17 protein-coding genes are annotated in these 17,664 nt (G+C 68.0%); 8 read left to right on the top strand and 9 right to left on the bottom strand.

The features are described 5' to 3' along the window. Positions 1-7 precede the first annotated feature (7 nt). Positions 8-1,627 (bottom strand): RNA repair transcriptional activator RtcR, encoded by a 1,620-nt coding sequence (rtcR, locus tag AC1RGU_RS20140; protein ID WP_492697580.1) that lies wholly within the window; start codon positions 1,625-1,627, stop codon positions 8-10. 699 nt (positions 1,628-2,326) lie between these two features. Here rtcR and AC1RGU_RS20135 point away from each other — a divergent pair. The 6 genes from AC1RGU_RS20135 (at position 2,327) to rtcA (ending at position 7,910) form a co-directional block, all read left to right on the top strand. Then, positions 2,327-3,478 carry a slipin family protein gene (locus tag AC1RGU_RS20135; RefSeq protein ID WP_492697578.1) on the top strand — a complete coding sequence of 384 codons (1,152 nt, stop codon included), beginning with the start codon at positions 2,327-2,329 and terminating at the stop codon, positions 3,476-3,478. 282 nt (positions 3,479-3,760) lie between these two features. Beyond that, entirely contained in the window at positions 3,761-4,564 is an 804-nt protein-coding gene (locus tag AC1RGU_RS20130) for a hypothetical protein (protein WP_492684839.1), read from the top strand. Between the two features lie 20 nt (positions 4,565-4,584). Further along, positions 4,585-5,814 (top strand): RtcB family protein, encoded by a 1,230-nt coding sequence (locus tag AC1RGU_RS20125; RefSeq protein WP_492697577.1) that lies wholly within the window; start codon positions 4,585-4,587, stop codon positions 5,812-5,814. A gap of 2 nt (positions 5,815-5,816) precedes the next feature. Continuing rightward, entirely contained in the window at positions 5,817-6,407 is a 591-nt protein-coding gene (locus tag AC1RGU_RS20120) for a DUF6988 family protein (protein WP_492697575.1), read from the top strand. Positions 6,408-6,433: 26 nt separating this feature from the next. Then, on the top strand, positions 6,434-6,787 hold the full coding sequence (locus tag AC1RGU_RS20115; protein ID WP_139699966.1) for a zinc-ribbon domain-containing protein: 354 nt from the start codon (positions 6,434-6,436) through the stop codon (positions 6,785-6,787). A 22-nt stretch (positions 6,788-6,809) separates the two neighbouring features. Beyond that, positions 6,810-7,910 carry an RNA 3'-terminal phosphate cyclase gene (rtcA, locus tag AC1RGU_RS20110; protein WP_492697574.1) on the top strand — a complete coding sequence of 367 codons (1,101 nt, stop codon included), beginning with the start codon at positions 6,810-6,812 and terminating at the stop codon, positions 7,908-7,910. Here rtcA and AC1RGU_RS20105 read toward each other — a convergent pair whose 3' ends face one another. Then, complete coding sequence (locus AC1RGU_RS20105) at positions 7,911-8,270, bottom strand: hypothetical protein (RefSeq protein WP_062479876.1); 360 nt, start codon at positions 8,268-8,270, stop codon at positions 7,911-7,913. Positions 8,271-8,387: 117 nt separating this feature from the next. Continuing rightward, positions 8,388-10,046, bottom strand: a complete 1,659-nt coding sequence (locus AC1RGU_RS20100) for an adenylate/guanylate cyclase domain-containing protein (RefSeq protein WP_492697572.1) — start codon at positions 10,044-10,046, stop codon at positions 8,388-8,390. Positions 10,047-10,089: 43 nt separating this feature from the next. Here AC1RGU_RS20100 and AC1RGU_RS20095 point away from each other — a divergent pair, with 43 nt between their 5' ends. Beyond that, positions 10,090-10,815 (top strand): Crp/Fnr family transcriptional regulator, encoded by a 726-nt coding sequence (locus AC1RGU_RS20095; protein WP_083259261.1) that lies wholly within the window; start codon positions 10,090-10,092, stop codon positions 10,813-10,815. A gap of 1 nt (position 10,816) precedes the next feature. Here AC1RGU_RS20095 and AC1RGU_RS20090 read toward each other — a convergent pair whose 3' ends face one another. The 4 genes from AC1RGU_RS20090 to AC1RGU_RS20075 form a co-directional block, all read right to left on the bottom strand. Beyond that, positions 10,817-11,290, bottom strand: a complete 474-nt coding sequence (locus AC1RGU_RS20090; protein WP_062479555.1) for a DoxX family protein — start codon at positions 11,288-11,290, stop codon at positions 10,817-10,819. A gap of 139 nt (positions 11,291-11,429) precedes the next feature. Further along, positions 11,430-12,434 (bottom strand): tripartite tricarboxylate transporter substrate-binding protein, encoded by a 1,005-nt coding sequence (locus AC1RGU_RS20085; RefSeq protein ID WP_492697570.1) that lies wholly within the window; start codon positions 12,432-12,434, stop codon positions 11,430-11,432. 49 nt (positions 12,435-12,483) lie between these two features. Further along, a complete protein-coding gene (locus AC1RGU_RS20080; protein ID WP_492697568.1) occupies positions 12,484-13,893 on the bottom strand; it encodes an amidase family protein in 1,410 nt (469 codons plus the stop codon). Between the two features lie 117 nt (positions 13,894-14,010). Next, entirely contained in the window at positions 14,011-14,793 is a 783-nt protein-coding gene (locus tag AC1RGU_RS20075) for a FadR/GntR family transcriptional regulator (RefSeq protein WP_492697567.1), read from the bottom strand. Positions 14,794-14,969: 176 nt separating this feature from the next. Between AC1RGU_RS20075 and AC1RGU_RS20070 the strand changes: the two genes are divergently transcribed. Beyond that, on the top strand, positions 14,970-15,728 hold the full coding sequence (locus tag AC1RGU_RS20070; protein WP_070061947.1) for a sulfite exporter TauE/SafE family protein: 759 nt from the start codon (positions 14,970-14,972) through the stop codon (positions 15,726-15,728). 6 nt (positions 15,729-15,734) lie between these two features. Here the strand turns inward: AC1RGU_RS20070 and AC1RGU_RS20065 are convergent, their stop codons facing one another. After that, positions 15,735-16,097: a DUF1428 domain-containing protein gene (locus AC1RGU_RS20065; RefSeq protein ID WP_062479540.1), complete on the bottom strand. Its 363-nt coding sequence runs from the start codon at positions 16,095-16,097 to the stop codon at positions 15,735-15,737. 70 nt (positions 16,098-16,167) lie between these two features. Then, entirely contained in the window at positions 16,168-17,643 is a 1,476-nt protein-coding gene (locus tag AC1RGU_RS20060; RefSeq protein ID WP_492697566.1) for a DHA2 family efflux MFS transporter permease subunit, read from the bottom strand. Positions 17,644-17,664: the final 21 nt, after the last annotated feature.

Here is a 17,664-nt window from a genome sequence, read left to right as displayed (position 1 = left end):
GTTCTCCTCAGTGCTTCGCAAGCGTTGAAATTCGGCCCCAGTCCAGCCCCATCTTGGCCAGGTACTTGCGCAGCCGGTCCGCATCGTTCACCACGCTGCGCTGCGTCCGTGAGGCCTGGAACAGCTGCCGCCCCGCCTCCGACAAGCTGCGTGCCGGCCGGCACACGCGCACCACCGCTTCGAGCTGCAGACGATCGAACAGGTCGAGCGCGGCGAACTTTTCTTCGCCGAGCAGGGCTTCCAGGTCGATGTCGTCGCCTGTCGCCGCCGATGTGCCAACGCCCTCGTGCTTCCACAGCCAGCGCAGCCGCGCGATCTCCGCCTCGACCAGCGCGACGGCGATGCGCCCGCCATCGGCCAGCGTGGCAAGCCGCGTCACGCTGGCCGACAGGTCGCGGAAGTTGCCGCGCCAGATCGCCTCGCTGCTCTGCGCAAAGCGCAGGTAGGCCGTGCGTGCCTCGGCGTTGAAGCGCACCACGCGGTGGTTCTCGGCCGCGTGCAGGGCCAGCAGGTGGTCGAGGTTGGGCTCGATGTCTTCGGGCCGCTGCGCGAGGCCGGGCAGGTCGTAGGTCCAGAGGTTGATGCGCGCGAACAGGTCTTCGCGAAAGCGCCCCTGCGCCACGTCGCGGCGCAGGTCGCGGTGGGTGCCGGCGATGAGCTGGAAGTCGCTCTCCACTTCCTTGTCGGCGCCCACGGGGAAGAAGCGCTTCTCCTCGATGGCCTTGAGCAGCATCGCCTGTTCATCGAGGCCCAGCTCGCCGATTTCGTCGAGAAACAGCGCGCCCTGGTGCGCGGTGCGCAGAAGGCCCGCGCGGTCGCTTGCCGCGCCGGTGAACGAGCCCTTCTTGTGCCCGAACAGCGTGGAGGCCGCGCCGTCGCCGCGCAGCGTGGCGCAGTTCACCTCGACGAACGGCCCCGTCACCTGGTGGCGCGCCTGCTTCAGCTCGAACATGCGGCGCGCCAGGAACGACTTGCCCGCGCCCGTCGGCCCCACCAGCAGGATCGGCGCGCGCGAGCGTACGGCCACGCGCTCGATCTCGTCGATGAGCGCGTTGAAGCGCGCGTTGCGCGTGGCGATGCCGCTCTTCAGGAAGGCGACCGCGTCGCGCTGGTCGGCGTCGAAGCGGCGCGCGATCGGGTCGTAGCGCGACAGGTCGAGGTCGATGAGCGCGACCTTGCCGGCGTCGCCCTGGCGCTGCTTGCGCGGCGGCGAGGTCTGGGCCAGCACGCCCGGCACCACGCGCGATTCCGACAGCAGGAACATGCAGATCTGCGCCACGTGCGTGCCCGTGGTGATGTGCGTCCAGTACTGCTCGCGCTCGGGCTGGAAGGGGTAGGCGCGCGCCCAGTCGTACAGGCGCGTGTAGACCTCGCCGAAGTCCCACGGGTCTTCGAGGTCGAAGGGCACGAGGTTGACCGTGGTCTCGGGCGACACGGCGGCGATGTCGGCCTTCACCAGCTCGGCCAGCGCCGTGTGCTTGCGCGTGTGCAGCAGCTCGATGCGCGCCACCACCATGTCGTCGTGCTGCGCGAGCGAGACCGTGGGGCGCCACTTGTGCCAGCGGCCCGCGCCCTGGCCGGCATCGAGCTGGGTGCCGAGGAAACCGATGACGACGATGGGCTTCATGGATAAAAGACTAGCTGAAATTCTAGAAATTGTCCGAATGCTAGCAAGGGATCGGCGCCATGTCACACCGGGAGAAGAAGAAATTTCCCTTGCTGGTCAATGACTTGCATCGCCGTCATCGTGTTCCGGGGCGCCGTGCGCGCAAGTTGGCACGCTCGCTGCAATAGAGAAAGGGTCCGGATGCAGTTCATCCGCTCCCAGGTGTCGCATCACAGCGGCCCGGTGCCGCAGGCCAGACCTGTTCTTGGGTCCGCGGTATGCCGCTGTTGAACTGTGCTGGTCACTGGACTTGATCCAGTCTGCTCATGGTGGAGCACCGTGCTAACCACGCGGCGTGGCGGGTTCGATTCCCGCAAACAACCTTCGGCGGTGTTCGCACCGCCGCTTTGATGGGGGCGAAAGCCCCACCGCCCCGGCACACCGGAGCGAGGCGCAGGGCAGGGCCCGGCCGAGCGACACCGTGCCAGTGCAGGCGGCTTGCGCATCGCGCGTTCTGCAAGGAACCGCATGCAGCCATCGACGCAGAAGGAGGCGATGGCGCAGCTCGAAAGGCGGCGCCACCGCACCGACCCGTCGACCGCTGCGTTGCTGACCTCGCAAGCCACGGTGCCCGCCGCCTGCCCTTCGTGGGCCCCGATACGAAACACAGACGAACAACGAACGACAACCGCAACGAAGAAGAAGAGAGAGGAAGAAAAAATGCTGGGATTCACCCAATTCACCGTCAAGAAGAACGAACGCGTGCTGCTGCTGCGCAACGGCGACTTCGAGGGCCTGTATGCCGCCGGCAAGTACCGCGTGTTCACGGGTTTCGACACCGTGCAGCTCGAGCGCTTCTCGCTGGCCGAGCCGGCCTTCGAGCACGAGCTGGTCGACTACTTCCTGGCGCGCGAGCCGCAGCTGGTGCAACGCGAGTTCGTGCAGGTGTCGCTGGGCGAGACCGAGGTCGGCCTGCGCCATGAAGACGGCGTGCTGGTGCAGGTGCTGCCGCCCGCCACCCGCAAGCTCTACTGGCGCGGCCTGCGCGAGCAGCGCGTCGACGTGATCGACGTGGCCGCCGATGCACGCCTGCCGGCCGAGCTGCTGGCCAAGCTGCAGAGCGTGGCGCTGCGTCCGCGTGCGGTGCAGGGGCTCGAAGGCGTGCTGCTGGTGCAGGTGCCCGAGTTCCACGCCGGCGTGCTGACCCTCGAAGGCCAGATGCAGGCGCTGCTGCCGCCGGGCAACCACGGCTTCTGGCGCTTCAACCGGCAGGTGGCCGTGACCAGCGTGGACCTGCGTTCGCAGATCGCCGAAGTGAGCGGCCAGGAAATCCTGACCCGCGACAAGGTGGGGCTGCGGCTGAACCTGTCGGCGGTGTGGCGCTTTGCCGATGTGCGCCAGGCCCTGGCGCAGATGCCCAAGCCGGCCGAGCATGTGTACCGCGAGCTGCAGTTCGGCCTGCGCGCGGCGGTGGGCGAGCAGACGCTCGACGCCCTGCTGGAGAACAAGTCCGCCATCGACCAGACGGTGCTGGCGCAGGTGCGTGAGCGGTTGGAAGGTTCGGGCCTGGTGCTGGAGAGCGTGGGCGTGAAGGACATCATCCTGCCGGGCGAGATGAAGACCATCCTCGCGCAGGTGGTGGAGGCCGAGAAGTCGGCCCAGGCCAACGTGATCCGCCGCCGCGAGGAAACCGCGGCCACGCGCTCGCTGTTGAACACTGCGAAGGTGATGGAGGGCAACCCCGTCGCCTTGCGCATGAAGGAACTCGAGACGCTGGAACGCGTGGCCGAGCGCATCGACAAGATCTCGGTGGTCGGCGGCCTGGACCAGGTGCTCAACGGACTCGTGACGCTGCGGCCGAACGGGTCCTGAGCGGTAGAGAAATGAGAGAGACACGGGCACGCAGGCACAGAAGGGAGCGCCACTGCCAAAAATGTTTGAAATTGCCGGCAGCCTGGGTAAGACCAGGTACGGCGGGCAAGTCGGTTGACGAGCAAGGTTGAGGATGCAGGTGCTGGCTCCGATGACGGGTCTGTCACTGGCGCGCGTTTCCAATCGTCGACTGGGCCATCGGACTCAAACACCATGGTCGCCGTATTGATGCGGGTTCGAATCCCGCCGTGTCCACCATCTTGAAGTTGGAGCAGGGAAAAAATGAACGAAAAACTGTTGAAGCCTTCATTTGCGATGAGCCAAGCGGTAGAGCAGGCCTACGCCGTGTTCAAGAAGTACCGGGCGCCAAGTCACATGCTGGACGTCTGCATCTCCTGTTGCATGGACGACGCGCTGGAGAAAGAGATGCGTTGCCTGCCGTTGTTGCAACTCACCGCCAGACACTTTTATGAGTACAACACTTCTGCCAAAAGCGAAGTGCAGCCCGGTAACGAAATCAAGTACTTCTTGCCGCGAATGTTCGACTTGTTGAGTCAGGGCGCCGAGCTGCACCACTCGACGGAGCTTTATCTGGACCGTCTGGGACGCTGCGAGGCGGGAACATTTTCAGTGCAGGAGCGTGCGGTCATCGATGCATTCGCATTGGTGTTCTTTTCCGAAGGACTGCGGCGGCACCATTGGCAAGAACAGGCATCCAACCACTTCATGGGAGGCAATGCCTTTGACATCCTGCTGATGTTCCATCTGGGTGGCATCGGATTGGAACCCTTGCTGGCGCATTGGCTAGAAGCAGAGAGTCCCGGTGCCACGTTGCACTACGCCAATGCCGGCTACTGGGACTTTTGGAAGGCTCGGGAAATTGAGAATGCCTTTGCCGACGACCGGCCCGTATTTCGCGAAACCATGAAGTCATGGCTTTTGGATGCACATCATCGCGATCTCTTTGCCAAGAAGATGCTGGCCTTGGACATGTCGACGATCGAACAGCACTCCGCTTGCGGGTGCAGTGCAGGAATGGGTCCCAAGGAAATACTCGATTCGGTGTTTGATTTGATTGCCGATTGAAGAAGAAAACGAAAGAAATTATGGAAACGAAGACGAACTACAAGCTGCACGAAGTGGCCAACGGCGTTCCCGTGAAGATGTGGACCAACGGCGTGCCCGTGGAAGACGAAGCGCAAAAGCAGCTCGAGAACGCCGCGCGCCTGCCCATCGTGTTCAAGCACATCGCGGCCATGCCCGACGTGCACTACGGCATCGGCGCGACCGTGGGTTCGGTGATCCCGACCTTCAAGGCCATCATCCCCGCCGCTGTCGGCGTGGACATCGGCTGCGGAATGATGGCCTGCAAGACCACGCTCAACGCACGCGACCTGCCCGACAACCTGGGCCCGCTGCGTTCGGCGATCGAGAAGGCCGTGCCGCACGGAAGCAACCCCAAGCGCATGGGCCGCGACAAGGGTTCGTGGGAAACGCCGCCCGATGAAACCGACGCTGCCTGGGCCAAGCTGGTGGACGAGTTCGAGCTGATCTGCGAGGACCACCCGCGCATCAAGAACACGAACAACCACAAGCACCTGGGAACGCTGGGGACCGGCAACCACTTCATCGAGGTGTGCCTCGACGAAGCGGGCGCCGTGTGGTTCATGCTGCACTCGGGTTCGCGTGGCGTGGGCAATGCCATCGGCACGCACTTCATCGAACTCGCGAAGAAGGACGCCCAGCTGCACCAGCGCAACCTGCCCGATCAGGACCTGGCGTACTTCGAGGAAGGCGCCCAGTACTTCGGCGACTACGTGCGTGCGGTGGGCTGGGCCCAGAAGTTCGCGCGTGCGAACCGCGAAGTGATGATGCAGCGCGTGGTCGCGGCCGCGCGCAAGGTCATCACCAAGCCCTTCGAGGCGCACGTGGAAGCGGTGAACTGCCACCACAACTACGTGAGCCGCGAAACGCACTTCGGGCAAGACGTGCTCGTGACCCGCAAGGGCGCGGTGAGCGCCAAGCTCGGCGAGCTGGGGATCATCCCCGGCAGCATGGGCGCCAAGAGCTACATCGTGCGCGGCAAGGGCAACCCCGAGAGCTTCATGAGCTGCAGCCACGGCGCCGGTCGAAAGATGAGCCGTACGAAAGCGAAGAAGCTCTTCACCGTCGCCGACCAGATCGCCGCGACCGAAGGCGTCGAATGCCGCAAGGACGCCGACGTGATCGACGAGATCCCGATGGCCTACAAGGACATCGACGCGGTGATGGAGGCGCAGAAGGACCTGGTGGAGGTGGTTTACACGCTCAAGCAGGTGGTGTGTGTGAAGGGTTAAAAATGAACGAACGACTGGAAAAGAGCCGAGAGACAGCGGACTGGATTGCATCGAAGTTCGACGGGATTGGCGTTGTTAGAGATGGTCGAAGTGAACTCGCCGCAACTTGCTACTACGTCGTGTGGCAACACCAAGCCGCAGTTTCTAGCCTTTACCGGGCGGGTCTCATTGCGCCTGCAACCGCACTCTTGCGTTGTGCTTGGGATGCCTACATCCGGGGGATGTGGCTAAGCCGAGCGGCCAGCGATGAGGCGGTGGCCGCCTTTCTTTCAGGAAGGAGTCCACCGCCTCAGAAAGACCTTGTGATCGCATTGGAGGTTGCAGATGAGCTCCCTCCTGACATCTTGTCGGCCTTTCACCGGGCGAACTATTCTGAGCTGTGCGATCTGACGCACACAGGTATCACGCAGCTCCTGCAGCAATGGAGCAACGACGAGATCTGTGCACGTCAACAGCCTGAGCAGTTGGAGAACATCTTGGAGTTTGTGGACTCCATAGCGCTGAGTTCATTGGCACAAGCGGCGGTCATGGCCAATGAGCAAGTCATTGCGCATGAGGCTCTGAAGAGGATGAGTGCAATAAGGCGCCGATGAGCGATATCGCGGAGCGAGGTCCGACTATGAAAAGCAACAAGCAACGCCGCGCCGAAATCAAGGCGCACCGCCTCGAACGCGCCGCGCGCGCCGTGGCATTGCAGCAGCGCCAGGCCGATGCACGCCTGCTGCGTGCCGAAGGCATGGTCGCGGCCGACACGGCCTTGCTGGCCGCGCACAACAACACCTACGGCCCGCTGCCGACCTTCTATGTCGACAAGGCGTTCACCTGCCGCGATTGCGGTGCGCAAGAGGTGTGGACGGCCAAGCAGCAGAAGTGGTGGTACGAGGTGGCGCTCGGCAGCATCCACAGCACGGCGGTGCGCTGTCGCGCATGCCGGCTCGGAACGTCGCGAACGAGAACAACGACAAACGACTGAGTAAAAAAGAAAGACTTTCCCGATGACGGAAGCACAAGAAAAACAACGAGCACTCGATGCCGTCGAACTCGACGGCTCCCAAGGCGAAGGCGGTGGCCAGATCCTGCGCACCGGCCTCGCGCTGTCGATGGTCACGGGCCGGCCGCTGGCCATCGCGAAGATTCGCGCTGGTCGCGCCAAGCCGGGCCTGATGCGCCAGCACCTGGCGTGCGTGCATGCGGCCGCGGAGATCAGCGGCGCGCAGGTCGAGGGCGCCGAGCTGGGCTCGCAGTCGCTGCGCTTCGTGCCGGGGCCGGTGCGCGCGGGCGACTACCGTTTTGTGATCGCCGGCGCGGGCAGCTGCATGCTGGTGCTGCAGACGGTGCTGCCGCCGCTGCTGCTGCAACCCGCGGGCCAGGTGAGCCGGCTGCGGCTGAGCGGTGGCACGCACAACCCGATGGCGCCACCGTTCCACTTCCTGGAGCGCGCGTTCGCGCCGCTGGTGCGTCGCCTCGGCGGCGACCTGCAGCTGGTGCTGCGCCGCTGCGGCTTCTACCCGGCCGGTGGCGGCGAGGTGGACGCGACGATCGTGCCGGCTGCGGAAGGCGCGCGGCTGCAGGCCTTCGACCTGCTGTCGCGTGGTGAGCTGCGCGCGGGCCATGCGGAGTGCCTGGCGCCCGGCCTGCCGCGCCATGTGGCGGCGCGCGAACTCGAAACGGTGGGTGCGGCGATGGGCTGGTCGGTGGAAGCCGAGCAGCTGCGCACGGTGCCGACGCGCCAGAACGAAGGTCCTGGCAATGCGCTGCTGGTGACGCTGACCTACGCCCACCTCACCGAGGTGTTCACGGCCTTCGGCGAGAAGACGCTGAGCGCGGAGCAGGTGGCGCACGGCCTCGTGAAGGAGGTGCGCGCGTTCCAGAAGCACGAGGACGCGGCCGTGGGGCCGCACCTGGCCGATCAGCTCGCGCTGCTGCTGGCGCTGGCGGTGTTCCGGCAACCGGGGCAGTCGGGCGCGTTCACCTGCAGCGAAGTGACGCCGCACACGCGCACGAACTGCGCGGTGATCGAGCGCTTCCTGCCGGTGCGCTTCACGATCACCGAGGCCGCAGGCCCGCGCGCGGCGCGGGTGCAGGTGGCGTCGTGATTACAGGCCGGCCTGGCGCGTGAAGCTCACGGCCGGCTTCTTGTAGGCGGCGGGCACTTCGTCGCGGTAGAAGGCGCGGCGGTCCAGGCTTTGCAGCGGGTTGTGGGCAGCGGCCACGGCCTGGTCGCGCACGGCCTGGCGGTCGAGCGTGGAGGTCACGGCGACGGTGCCTTCGGCGGCGGCGTCGGAGTATTCGTTGCCATTGCGCGCGGCGGCGACGGCCTGGGTGCGCACGTCGGCACGGCTGGCGGCCGAGGTGATGGCGTGCACGCCTTCATACGTTTCGGCGTGGGCCGCGCCCACGGTGCCCAGCAGGGCGAAGGCGGCGGCGGAAATGGCGAGGAGTTGCTTGCTGTTCATGATGAGATTTCCCTTGAGTCTGTGGGCGGCGGACAGTCGTCGTTGCCACAGGCTGCAGTGTGAAACCGCATCACGGAAGGCGCTGTGCGTTTGCGCACCGAATCCGGCAGGTGATGCTCAGGCCGCTTTCCCGGCGCGTGAATACATCACGGCCAGCGGTTCGGAGCGCCCGCGCACGTTCAGCGTGTCGACCGGGCCGAGCGCGTCTTCTGCGCCGGCCTGCTGCGCCGCGAACTGCGAGACCACGAGCCGCGCCGAGGCCGTCTTGGAATGGTCCTGCAGACGGCTCGCGGTGTTGACCACTTCGCCGATGGCGGTGAAGGTGGTGGTCTCGAGGTAGCCGACCTCGCCGACGGCCGCGCGCCCGGCGTGCAGGCCCATGCCGAAATCCAGGTGCTGGCCGAACTGGGCCTGGAAGTCGACGTTCCAGGCGTCCATGCGCTCGCCGATGAGTTGGGTGGCGTGCAGGGCCTGCCGGCAGGCAGTGGGCAGGTCGCTCTCGAGGCCGAAGATGGCCATCACGCTGTCGCCGATGAACTGGTTGGGCACGCCCCCGCTCTCGCGCACGGCGGCACCCACGATGGCGAAGTAGCGGTCGAGCACGTAGGCCAGGTCGAAGGGCCACTGCCGCTCCGACAGGCCCGACCAGCGCCGCAGGTCGACGAACAGGATGGCCACGTCGCGCTCGTGCCCGAAGCGGCCGACCGGCGCGGGCCGGCCCTCGCGCGGCAGCGGCGCGAACAGCGGTGTCACCTCGATGCTGCCGCGCGGGCGCAGCTGGCAGGCCAGCCGCACGTCGTGCGGGGCGCGCACGCGCTCGAGCGTGCGCTGCTCGTCGCGGCCCGGCGTGCCGATGTGTTCGGGCGCGCCGCCCACGCGCACGCGGCAGGTGGAGCAGCGCGCGCGTCCGCCGCAGATCGACACGTGCGCGATGCCGTGCGAGCGGCTGGCTTCGAGCACGCTCCAGCCGGGCGGCACGTGCACGGTGCGGTCGGGGTAGCGCAGCGCCACGGTGGCGCCGCGCGCGCGCCGGGCCAGGCGGCTGCGCGCCGCGTAGGCCGCGAGCAGGGCCAGCAGCGCCAAGGCGTAATAGAGCTTGATGTTCGTCTCGGCGGCGTTGAGCGCGCGGCCCTGTTCGGGCGTCGGCAGCACGACGGGCGGCACGCCGGTCCACTGGAACTCGCGGCCCATCGAGACGAAGCCCATCGCGGCGGTCACCGGCAGCAGCACGGCGATGGCGAGCAGCGGCGCGAACAGGCGCCGGTAGAGCGGGCGCACGCGCAGCGCGAAGTGCAGGCCGAGGCAGCCGTGGGCCCAGGCGGCCAGCATCATGCCCAGCTGCGCGCCCGCGCCGGCCAGGTCCCACAGGCCCCAGACCACACGCACGTACGAGCCCTCGATGCCGTAGGCCAGCCAGGCGCCGCGCATGGCGGTGAGGTGGGTGGCCAGCAGCAGCGGCAGCGCAAAGCCCAGCAGCACGCGCAGGGCCTCGAGCGGCGGCATGCGCAGGGTGCGGCGTTCCCACAGGGCGGCCACGGCGAGCACGAGGTGGGTGAGGGCGGCGCCGTACAGCAGCAGCGTGCCGGGCAGGCTGTGCCAGAACTTCTGCACGCCGCGCAGCACGGTCTCGGCCGCGGCGAAGGAGACGATGCCCAGCGAATGGTTCAGCAGGTGCGCCGTGATGTAGGCCATCAGCACCAGCCCGCTCGCCCAGCGGAGGTTGCGCCGTGTCGGCGTTCTCAGCAAAAAAGGGGAAGGAGGGGAACGTCTGTCCATGAACGGGTTCGAAGCGGCACCCGAGCATAATGCGCGCGCCTCGATGACCACCGGCATGGCCCTACCCGAACCCACCCCCCGCTCCAGCCTGGCGCTGCGCCGCATCGCGCTGCTCGAAGGCCTGTCCGACGACCGCTTCGACCATCTGGCGCGCCAGTGCCTGTGGCACAGCGTGGCGGCCGGCAAGCCGCTGATGCTGCGCGCCGACCTGCAGGGCGAGGTGTTCCTGCTGGTGTCGGGCCGCGTGCGCGTGACGACCTACGCGGCCAACGGCCGGCAGGTGACGTTCCGCGATTCGGAGGCCGGCGCGCATTTCGGCGACATCGCAGCCTTGGACGGCGGGCCGCGTTCGGCCGACGTGGTCACGCTCGAACCCTGCGTGGTCGCCAGCCTGGACCGCGCCGCCTTCCTGGCGCTGCTGCGCGAGGAGCCGCTGGTGGCCGAGCGCGTGATGCAGCGGCTGGCCGCGCTGGTGCGGCAGCTGTCGGAGCGGGTGATCGACCTGAGCACGCTCGGCGTGCAGAACCGCCTGCATGCCGAGCTGCTGCGCCTGGCGCGCGAGGCGGGCATCGACGGCAACGAGGCTCGGCTGGAGCCCGCGCCCAAGCACGCGGCGCTGGCCAGCCAGATCAGCACCAACCGCGAGCAGGTGACCCGCGAACTCAACACGCTGGTGCGCAGCGGCGTGCTGCGCAAGGACGGCAAGGCGCTGGTGGTGGCCGATGCCGAGCGCCTGGCGCTGATGGTGTCGCAGGTGCGCGGCGACTAGATCAGTTCCAGCGGCCGTTCGGGCCCGCCACGCTGTAGCGGCCGGCGCCCATCAGCGCCACGCTCAGTGCGCCGAACAGGTACAGGCCCTGCAGTTCCAGCGCCCAGCCGCCCTGCTTGGTCAGCGCGAACAGGTCGGCCATGTGCACGAGGCCGAAGGCGAAGAGCATGTTGATCACCACCACGGCGGCGGCGGCGCGCGTCCACAGGCCCGCGATCATCAGCAGCGGCGCGACGATCTCGCCCACGAACACGAGGTAGGCCAGCCCGCCCGGCAGGCCGGCCTTGGCCAGCATGCCGCTGATGAAGCCGACGCCGGCCGAGAGCTTGAAGATGCCGTGCAGCAGCATCAGCACGCCGACCGACACGCGCAGCACCAGCTTGCCGGCGTCGTCGCGGGCCGCGGGCGTGGCAAGGAACGACGAGGAGGAAGACGCCGAAGCGGCGGAGGCGATCGGGGCAGCCTGGGTGTTCATGGCGAATCCTTGAGTGGAAGAAAAAAGGAAGAAGGCCGCCGCGGACTGCGGCGGTTGCCATGCCAGTGTGAGAGCCCTGCCGCCGCCGGTCGGTGCGTTTACGCACACTTTTCGGCGGTTGGGTCGCTGCCGACGGGCCTCAGTCGCCCTTGTAGCCCGAGGCCTTGATCACCGGCAGCCAGCGCGCGGCCAGCGCGTCGGTGTAGCGCACCACCTCTTCGGTCGAGGCGCCGGGCAGCAGGTCGTAGCCCACGCGGCCGAGCTTTTCGCGCACGTCGGGCATCGCCAGCACCTTGCGCACGGCCCGGTTCCACTGCGCCAGCGTGGCGGGCGCGGTGTTGGCGTGGGCATACAGCACGTAGCGCGACGAGGCCACCAGCGTCGGGTAGCCCGACTCGGCGAAGGTCGGCACGTCGGGCAGGCCGTCGGCGCGCTTGTCGCCGGCCACGGCCAGCACGCGCAGCTTGCCCGCGCGGTGGTACTCGGTGAGGGTGGTGGTGGCGTCCATGCCCGAGGCCACCTGGCCGCCGATCAGCTCGGTGACCATGGCCGCGCCGCCGCGGTAGGGCACCAGGGTGGCGCCGCTGCGCGACAGGGCCACGAAGTCCATCGCCAGGAAGTGCAGCAGCGAGCCCACGGTGGTGATGCCGATCGAGCCCTGGTCGGGGTTGGCCTTGGCGGCCTGGACGAACTGGGCCAGCGTCTTCACCGGCGAGGCGGCGCTCACGGCCAGGCCGAACTGGATGCCGCTCACGTCGGTCACGGGCTTGAAGTCGGTGGCCGGGTTGAAGCGCATGTTGGCGTAGATGGCGGGGCCGATGAACATCGGGTCGACCGGCGCCAGCAGCATGGTGGTGCCGTCGGCGGGGCTGTTCTTCAGCACCTCGGCCGCCAGCCGCGTGCCGGCGCCGGGGCGGTTGTCGACCATGACCGGGCGGCCGAGTTCGTCCTTGAGTTTTTCGGACAGCAGCCGGCCCATGAAGTCGGCGGGGCCGCCGGCCGGGAAGGGCACGATCAGGCGGTTGACCGCCGGCTGCGCGTTCGCGCCGTACGGCAGCAGGCCGCCCAGGCCCGTGGCCGCTGCCGCGCGGATGAGGCTGCGCCGCGAGAGCGCAGCGCCGGTGGGGAAAGTGAAGGGGCTCATCGAAAGTCTCCGGGTGGTTGGAATCGTTGGAAGAACAGAAAAAGAGAGATCACTGCGCGACCAGCGGCGTGAAGCGGGCCGCGTCTTCGATCGCCTGGCCGGCCTCCAGCAGCAGGTCTTCGCGGAAGCGCCAGGCCAGCAGCTGCACGCCCATGGGCGCGCCGCCGGCCATGCCGGTGGGCACCGCGAGGCCGGGCATGCCCAGCGCGGCGGTTGCGAGCAGCGGGCTCTGGGCGTCGATGAGGGCGCGGGCGCGCTCGAGGCTGGCGACGTCTTCGTCCTGCGGGCAGGGGCGCTGCCACGACACGGGCATCAGCACCAGCGGATGGGTCTGCATGAACACCGACCAGCTGCGCAGCAGCGCCTGGCGCCGCGCGAGCGCGTCGAGAAAACCGTCGCGGTCGGTCTCGGCCATGCCTTCGAGCAGGTAGCGCTGGCTGCGCCGCATGAGGTCGTCGCCGTGCTGCTCGACGCCCGCGATGATGTTGCGGCGGGTGTCGTCCACGATCAGCGTGCGCCACAGGGCCGCGGCTTCGCCGAAGCAGGGCAGCTCGGCTTCGTCGACCGCGTAGCCCGCCTGTTGCAGCCAGCGCGCGGCATCGTCCAGCGCCTGCGTGACGGCCGGGTCGACCGGAATGCCCGGCGTGCGCTTGAACAGCGCCACGCGGATCGGGCCGGCGGGGCGCGGCAGCTCGTGCGGCATCGGCACCCAGTTCGGGTCGCGCGCGTCGGGGCGCGCCATGGCCTCGTAGCCCAGGCGCAGGTCGGCGATGCTGCGCGCCAGCGGCCCCTGCACCGACATGAGCTGCGGCGTGATGCCGCGCTCGCTCGTCGCGCTCGGGTTGAAGGCCGGCACGCGGCCGGCGGTGGGGCGCAGGCCGGCCACGCCGCAGGCGTACGCGGGGTAGCGGATCGAGCCGCCGATGTCGTTGCCATGTGCCAGCGCGCCCATGCCGCTGGCCACCGCGGAAGCCGCGCCGCCGCTGGAGCCGCCGGGGGTGATGGCCGCGTCCCACGGGTTCAGCGTGCGGCCGTGCACGCCGTTGTCGGTGAACCAGCGCGACGAGTAGGTCGCGGTGTTGCTGCGCCCCACGATGACGGCGCCCGCGCTGCGCCAGTGCGCCACCACCGGCGCGTCTTCGCGGGCGATGTGGTCCTTCAGCGGAATCACGCCGTTGGTCGTGGCGTGGCCGGCCTGGTCGACGTTGACCTTGATGCTCACCGGCACGCCGTGCAGTGGGCCCAGCGGCTCGCCGCGCAGGGTGCGCGCGTCGGCGGCGTCGGCGTTGGCCAGGGCCTCGTCGGCCAGCACCTCGGCCAGGGCATTGAGGCGCGGGTTGAGCTCGGCGATGCGCGTGAGCACGCTGGTCGTCACTTCGCGGCAGGACACCTCGCGGCGGCGCACGGCGTCGGCGAGGTCAGTGGCGCTGCGCTGCCAGAGGGCGGGGGATGCAGTCATGGGAGGTCTCGAGGAAAGTTCAGGCAAAGGAAACCCCGCACCCCGGCGCGACCGGGGTGAAGGCAAGAGAGAGCAGGGAGAGAAGAGGGCGGCGGGTCAGCCCACGCCGCGCAGGCGTCAGCCGGTCGGTTTCTTCATGAGCAGGCTGCCGCGATCGACGCGGGATTCGGCCTCCAGGGCCAGGGCTTCGGCGTGTTCCATGTGCACGCGCATGACCTCGCGCGCACGCGCGGGGTCGCGGGCGCGCAGCGCGTCGAGCAGCTCGGTGTGGCTGTCGATGATCTCCTCGTCGAACTGGTCGAACTCGGTGAGCGCGTTGCGCACGATGATCACGCGGCGGATCACGTCGTTGAGCAGGCGGCACACCAGCGCCAGGAAGGGGCTGCTGCAGGCCTCGGCCAGGCGGTCATGGAACAGCAGGTCGGCCTCGCGGCGCTCGTTCCAGTCGGCGCTGCCGCCGTGCGCCGGGTGGCTGTGGCCGATCAGCGCTTCCAGCGCGGCCAGGTCGTCCTCGGTGAGGCGCGTGGCCACGTTGGCGGCCAGCTCGGGCTCGACCACGCGGCGCAGCGCGTACAGCATCGCGATGTCGACCGGCTGGAAGTACAGGAAGTTCGACACCGCCTGCAGGCACTGCTCGTACGAGGCCTGCGTGAGCGTGGCGCCGCCGTTGGGGCCGGTGCTGATCGCCACCAGCCCCTGCACCTGCAGCGCGGCCAGCGCCTCGCGCACCGTGCCGCGCGACACGCCGAGCTGCTCGATCAGCTCTTTCTCCTGCGGCAGCTTGTTGCCGACCTGCTGCTGGGTCTGCACGACCCAGCGCTTGATGTTGTCGACCACCTGGTCGGAGCGCTTCACGCGCTTGTCGCGCGTGAGCGAAGGCTTGGGTTGGGAAGGGGGCATCTGGGTTTCGGGTATTTATGATCATAAATGTCATAAATCTCGAAAACGCTGTCAAGCGGGTTGTCCCGTGAGGCGCAGCGCAGGGAGGCCCGTCGGCAGGCAACCGGGCTTCCTGCTACGCTCCCGGACGGCCCGCCTGCCCCTGGCGGGCTTTTTTCTGCGCTGCTGGTTTTCCCATGGTTTTTCCCCTCATCACTGACCCGTCGTTCTACGCGGTCGCCGTCCCCGCCGTGCTGCTGCTCGGCATCAGCAAGAGCGGCTTCGGCGCCGGATTCGGGTCGCTGGCCGTGCCGATGATGGCGCTGGCCGTCACCGTGCCGCAGGCGGCGGCGATCCTGATGCCGCTGCTGCTGCTCATGGACCTGCTCGGCCTGGCCGCGTTCCGGCGCGACTTCGACCGCTCGCTGCTCAAGTTTTTGATTCCGTTCGGGCTGGTCGGCACGGTGATCGGCACGCTGCTGTTTCGCGTGCTGTCGGCCCACACGGTGGCGGGCATCGTGGGCGTGTTCACGCTGGTGTTTTTGGCGCAGCGCCTGCTGTTCCCGCCCAAGCCCAACGACCCGCTGCCGTCGCGCGCGGTGGGCGCGGTGCTGACGGCCGTGTCGGGCTTCACCAGCTTCATCGCGCATGCGGGCGGGCCGCCGATCAATGCCTACGTGATCCCGCTGAAGCTCAAGCCCGTGGTGTTCACGGCGACGATGGCCTACTTCTTCTTCGTGGTGAATCTCAGCAAGTGGATTCCCTACGCGTGGCTCGGCCTGCTCGACTTTCGCACGCTGGCCACCTCGCTCGTGCTGATGCCGATTGCACCGCTGGGCGTGTGGATCGGCATCCGCATCGCACGCCGCATCGATGCGACGTGGTTCTATCGCTTCGTGTACCTGGGCATGCTGCTCACGGGCCTGAAGCTCGTCTACGACGGCTTCCTGGCCTGAGCATGTTCAGAGCTCCACAATACTTTTGAAGCCGCCGAAGATCATGCGTTTGCCGTCGAACGGCAGGTTCTTCATGTCCATCATGGCCTCCAGGCGCGGGTCGGCCATGACCTTCTTGTTGATCGTGTCGCGGTGCTTGCGCGACTTGTAGGTGATCCACGAGAAGGCCACGGTCTCGTCGGCCTTGAGCTTCACGCTTTGAGGGAACGACGTGAGCTTGCCGGGCTTCACGTCGTCGGCGATGCACTCCACGTACTCGAGCGCGCCGTACTCCATCCAGACCTTGCCGGCCTTGCGCGCGAGCTTGCGGTAGGCCTCGACGTTCTTGGTGGGAATGGCGACGATGAATCCGTCTACATAACGAGCCATGTCTGTTCTCCTGAATAGGGGATAGAAACGTTGAAGAAAGAAAAGCGGGGGCTGCATGGCGGCGTCGCGTTCACGGCGACGCTGTCTTGCCCGCCGCGCCCGGGGCCGACGCTGCTTCGTTGTTGTTGTGGGTGTGTCCCGGCGCAGCCGGGCGAAGCAGCAAGACCCCGATCAGACCCGCCGCCGCCGCGAACACGGCGCCGACCAGGAATGCCAGGTTGTAGCCACCGGTGAGCGCCAGCGGCATCTGCGCGCCGGCGGTGGCCATGGCGGTGGTGCGTGCCGCCGCGGCGCTGGCCAGCACGGCCAGGCCCAGGGCGCCGCCCATCATGAAGGCGGTGTTGACCACGCCCGAGGCCAGGCCCGAGTCGGCCGGGTCGACCTCGCTCATGGCCGCCAGCAGCACCGGGTTGAAGGCCATGCCCGCGCCCAGGCCCAGCAGCACCATGCCGGGCAGCACGTCGAGCACGAAGCTGCCGTTGACCGGTGCGCGCGCGAACAGCGCCAGCCCGAGGGCCGCGAGCCACAGCCCCGCCGCCAGCGGCTTGCGGATGCCGAAGCGCATCACGATCCTGGCCGACAGGCCCAGCGAGAACACCGCCATGATCACGTTGGCCGGCAGGAAGGCCAGCCCGATCTGCATCGGCGTGTACTGCAGCACCAGCTGCATGTACAGCGCCGAGATGAAGAACCACGCGAACATGGCCGCGGCCCACAGCACGCCCACCACGTTGGCCACCGACACGCTGCGCAGCCTGAACAGGCCCAGCGGCATCAGCGGATGCTGCACGCGCGCCTCGATGGCGATGAAGACGGCCAGCAGCACCACGGCCGCGCCGAGCAGGCCCATCGTCTGCGTGGAGCCCCAGCCCGCTTCGTTGCCGTTAACCACCCCGTACACCGCGAGCATCAGCGACGAGGTGACGGTGATGGCGCCGGCCACGTCGAGCTTCTCGCCGTGCGCATGGCCGCGTGCGTTGGGCAGCAGCGCCACGCACAGCGCATACACCGCCACGCCGATCGGCAGGTTGACCAGGAAGATCCAGTGCCAGCTCAGCGTGCTCGTGAGCAGCCCGCCCAGCAGCACGCCGATGCTGCCGCCGCCCGCGCACACGAAGCCGTACACGCCCATCGCCTTGGCGCGGTCGGCCGGCTCGGTGAACAGGTTCATGATGAGCGAGAGCGCCACGGCCGACACCACCGCGCCGCCCAGGCCCTGCACCGCGCGCGCCGCCACCAGCAGGCCCTGCGAGGTCGAGACCCCGCAGGCCAGCGAGGCCAGCGTGAACAGCACCAGGCCCGCGAGGAACACGCGGCGGTGGCCGTACAGGTCGCCCAGCCGCCCGCCCAGCAGCAGGAAGCCGCCGAAGGTCAGCATGTAGGCGTTCACCACCCAGACCAAAGACGTCTCGGAAAAGCCGAGGTCGGTGCGGATCGAAGGCAACGCCACGTTCACGATCGTGGTGTCCAGCACGATCATCAGCACGCCCAGGCACAGCACCATCAGGGCGAGCCAGCGCTTTCGGTTGTCGAGGGTTTCGGTCATGGAAGGTGCTTCCTGCGAAGA

The organism is Variovorax sp. GW823-FHT02B07 (assembly GCF_058797695.1).
The sequence above is the reverse complement of the archived record's forward strand: the minus strand, read 5'-3'. Positions and strand labels throughout refer to the sequence as shown.

Bases quoted from the DNA above. Each gene is read 5' to 3' on its own strand.
- rtcR (WP_492697580.1), bottom strand. From the start codon at position 1,627: ATGAAGCCCATCGTCGTCATCGGTTTCCTCGGCACCCAGCTCGATGCC.
- AC1RGU_RS20135 (WP_492697578.1), top strand. From the start codon at position 2,327: ATGCTGGGATTCACCCAATTCACCGTCAAGAAGAACGAACGCGTGCTG.
- AC1RGU_RS20130 (WP_492684839.1), top strand. From the start codon at position 3,761: ATGAACGAAAAACTGTTGAAGCCTTCATTTGCGATGAGCCAAGCGGTA.
- AC1RGU_RS20125 (WP_492697577.1), top strand. From the start codon at position 4,585: ATGGAAACGAAGACGAACTACAAGCTGCACGAAGTGGCCAACGGCGTT.
- AC1RGU_RS20120 (WP_492697575.1), top strand. From the start codon at position 5,817: ATGAACGAACGACTGGAAAAGAGCCGAGAGACAGCGGACTGGATTGCA.
- AC1RGU_RS20115 (WP_139699966.1), top strand. From the start codon at position 6,434: ATGAAAAGCAACAAGCAACGCCGCGCCGAAATCAAGGCGCACCGCCTC.
- rtcA (WP_492697574.1), top strand. From the start codon at position 6,810: ATGACGGAAGCACAAGAAAAACAACGAGCACTCGATGCCGTCGAACTC.
- AC1RGU_RS20105 (WP_062479876.1), bottom strand. From the start codon at position 8,270: ATGAACAGCAAGCAACTCCTCGCCATTTCCGCCGCCGCCTTCGCCCTG.
- AC1RGU_RS20100 (WP_492697572.1), bottom strand. From the start codon at position 10,046: ATGGACAGACGTTCCCCTCCTTCCCCTTTTTTGCTGAGAACGCCGACA.
- AC1RGU_RS20095 (WP_083259261.1), top strand. From the start codon at position 10,090: ATGACCACCGGCATGGCCCTACCCGAACCCACCCCCCGCTCCAGCCTG.
- AC1RGU_RS20090 (WP_062479555.1), bottom strand. From the start codon at position 11,290: ATGAACACCCAGGCTGCCCCGATCGCCTCCGCCGCTTCGGCGTCTTCC.
- AC1RGU_RS20085 (WP_492697570.1), bottom strand. From the start codon at position 12,434: ATGAGCCCCTTCACTTTCCCCACCGGCGCTGCGCTCTCGCGGCGCAGC.
- AC1RGU_RS20080 (WP_492697568.1), bottom strand. From the start codon at position 13,893: ATGACTGCATCCCCCGCCCTCTGGCAGCGCAGCGCCACTGACCTCGCC.
- AC1RGU_RS20075 (WP_492697567.1), bottom strand. From the start codon at position 14,793: ATGCCCCCTTCCCAACCCAAGCCTTCGCTCACGCGCGACAAGCGCGTG.
- AC1RGU_RS20070 (WP_070061947.1), top strand. From the start codon at position 14,970: ATGGTTTTTCCCCTCATCACTGACCCGTCGTTCTACGCGGTCGCCGTC.
- AC1RGU_RS20065 (WP_062479540.1), bottom strand. From the start codon at position 16,097: ATGGCTCGTTATGTAGACGGATTCATCGTCGCCATTCCCACCAAGAAC.
- AC1RGU_RS20060 (WP_492697566.1), bottom strand. From the start codon at position 17,643: ATGACCGAAACCCTCGACAACCGAAAGCGCTGGCTCGCCCTGATGGTG.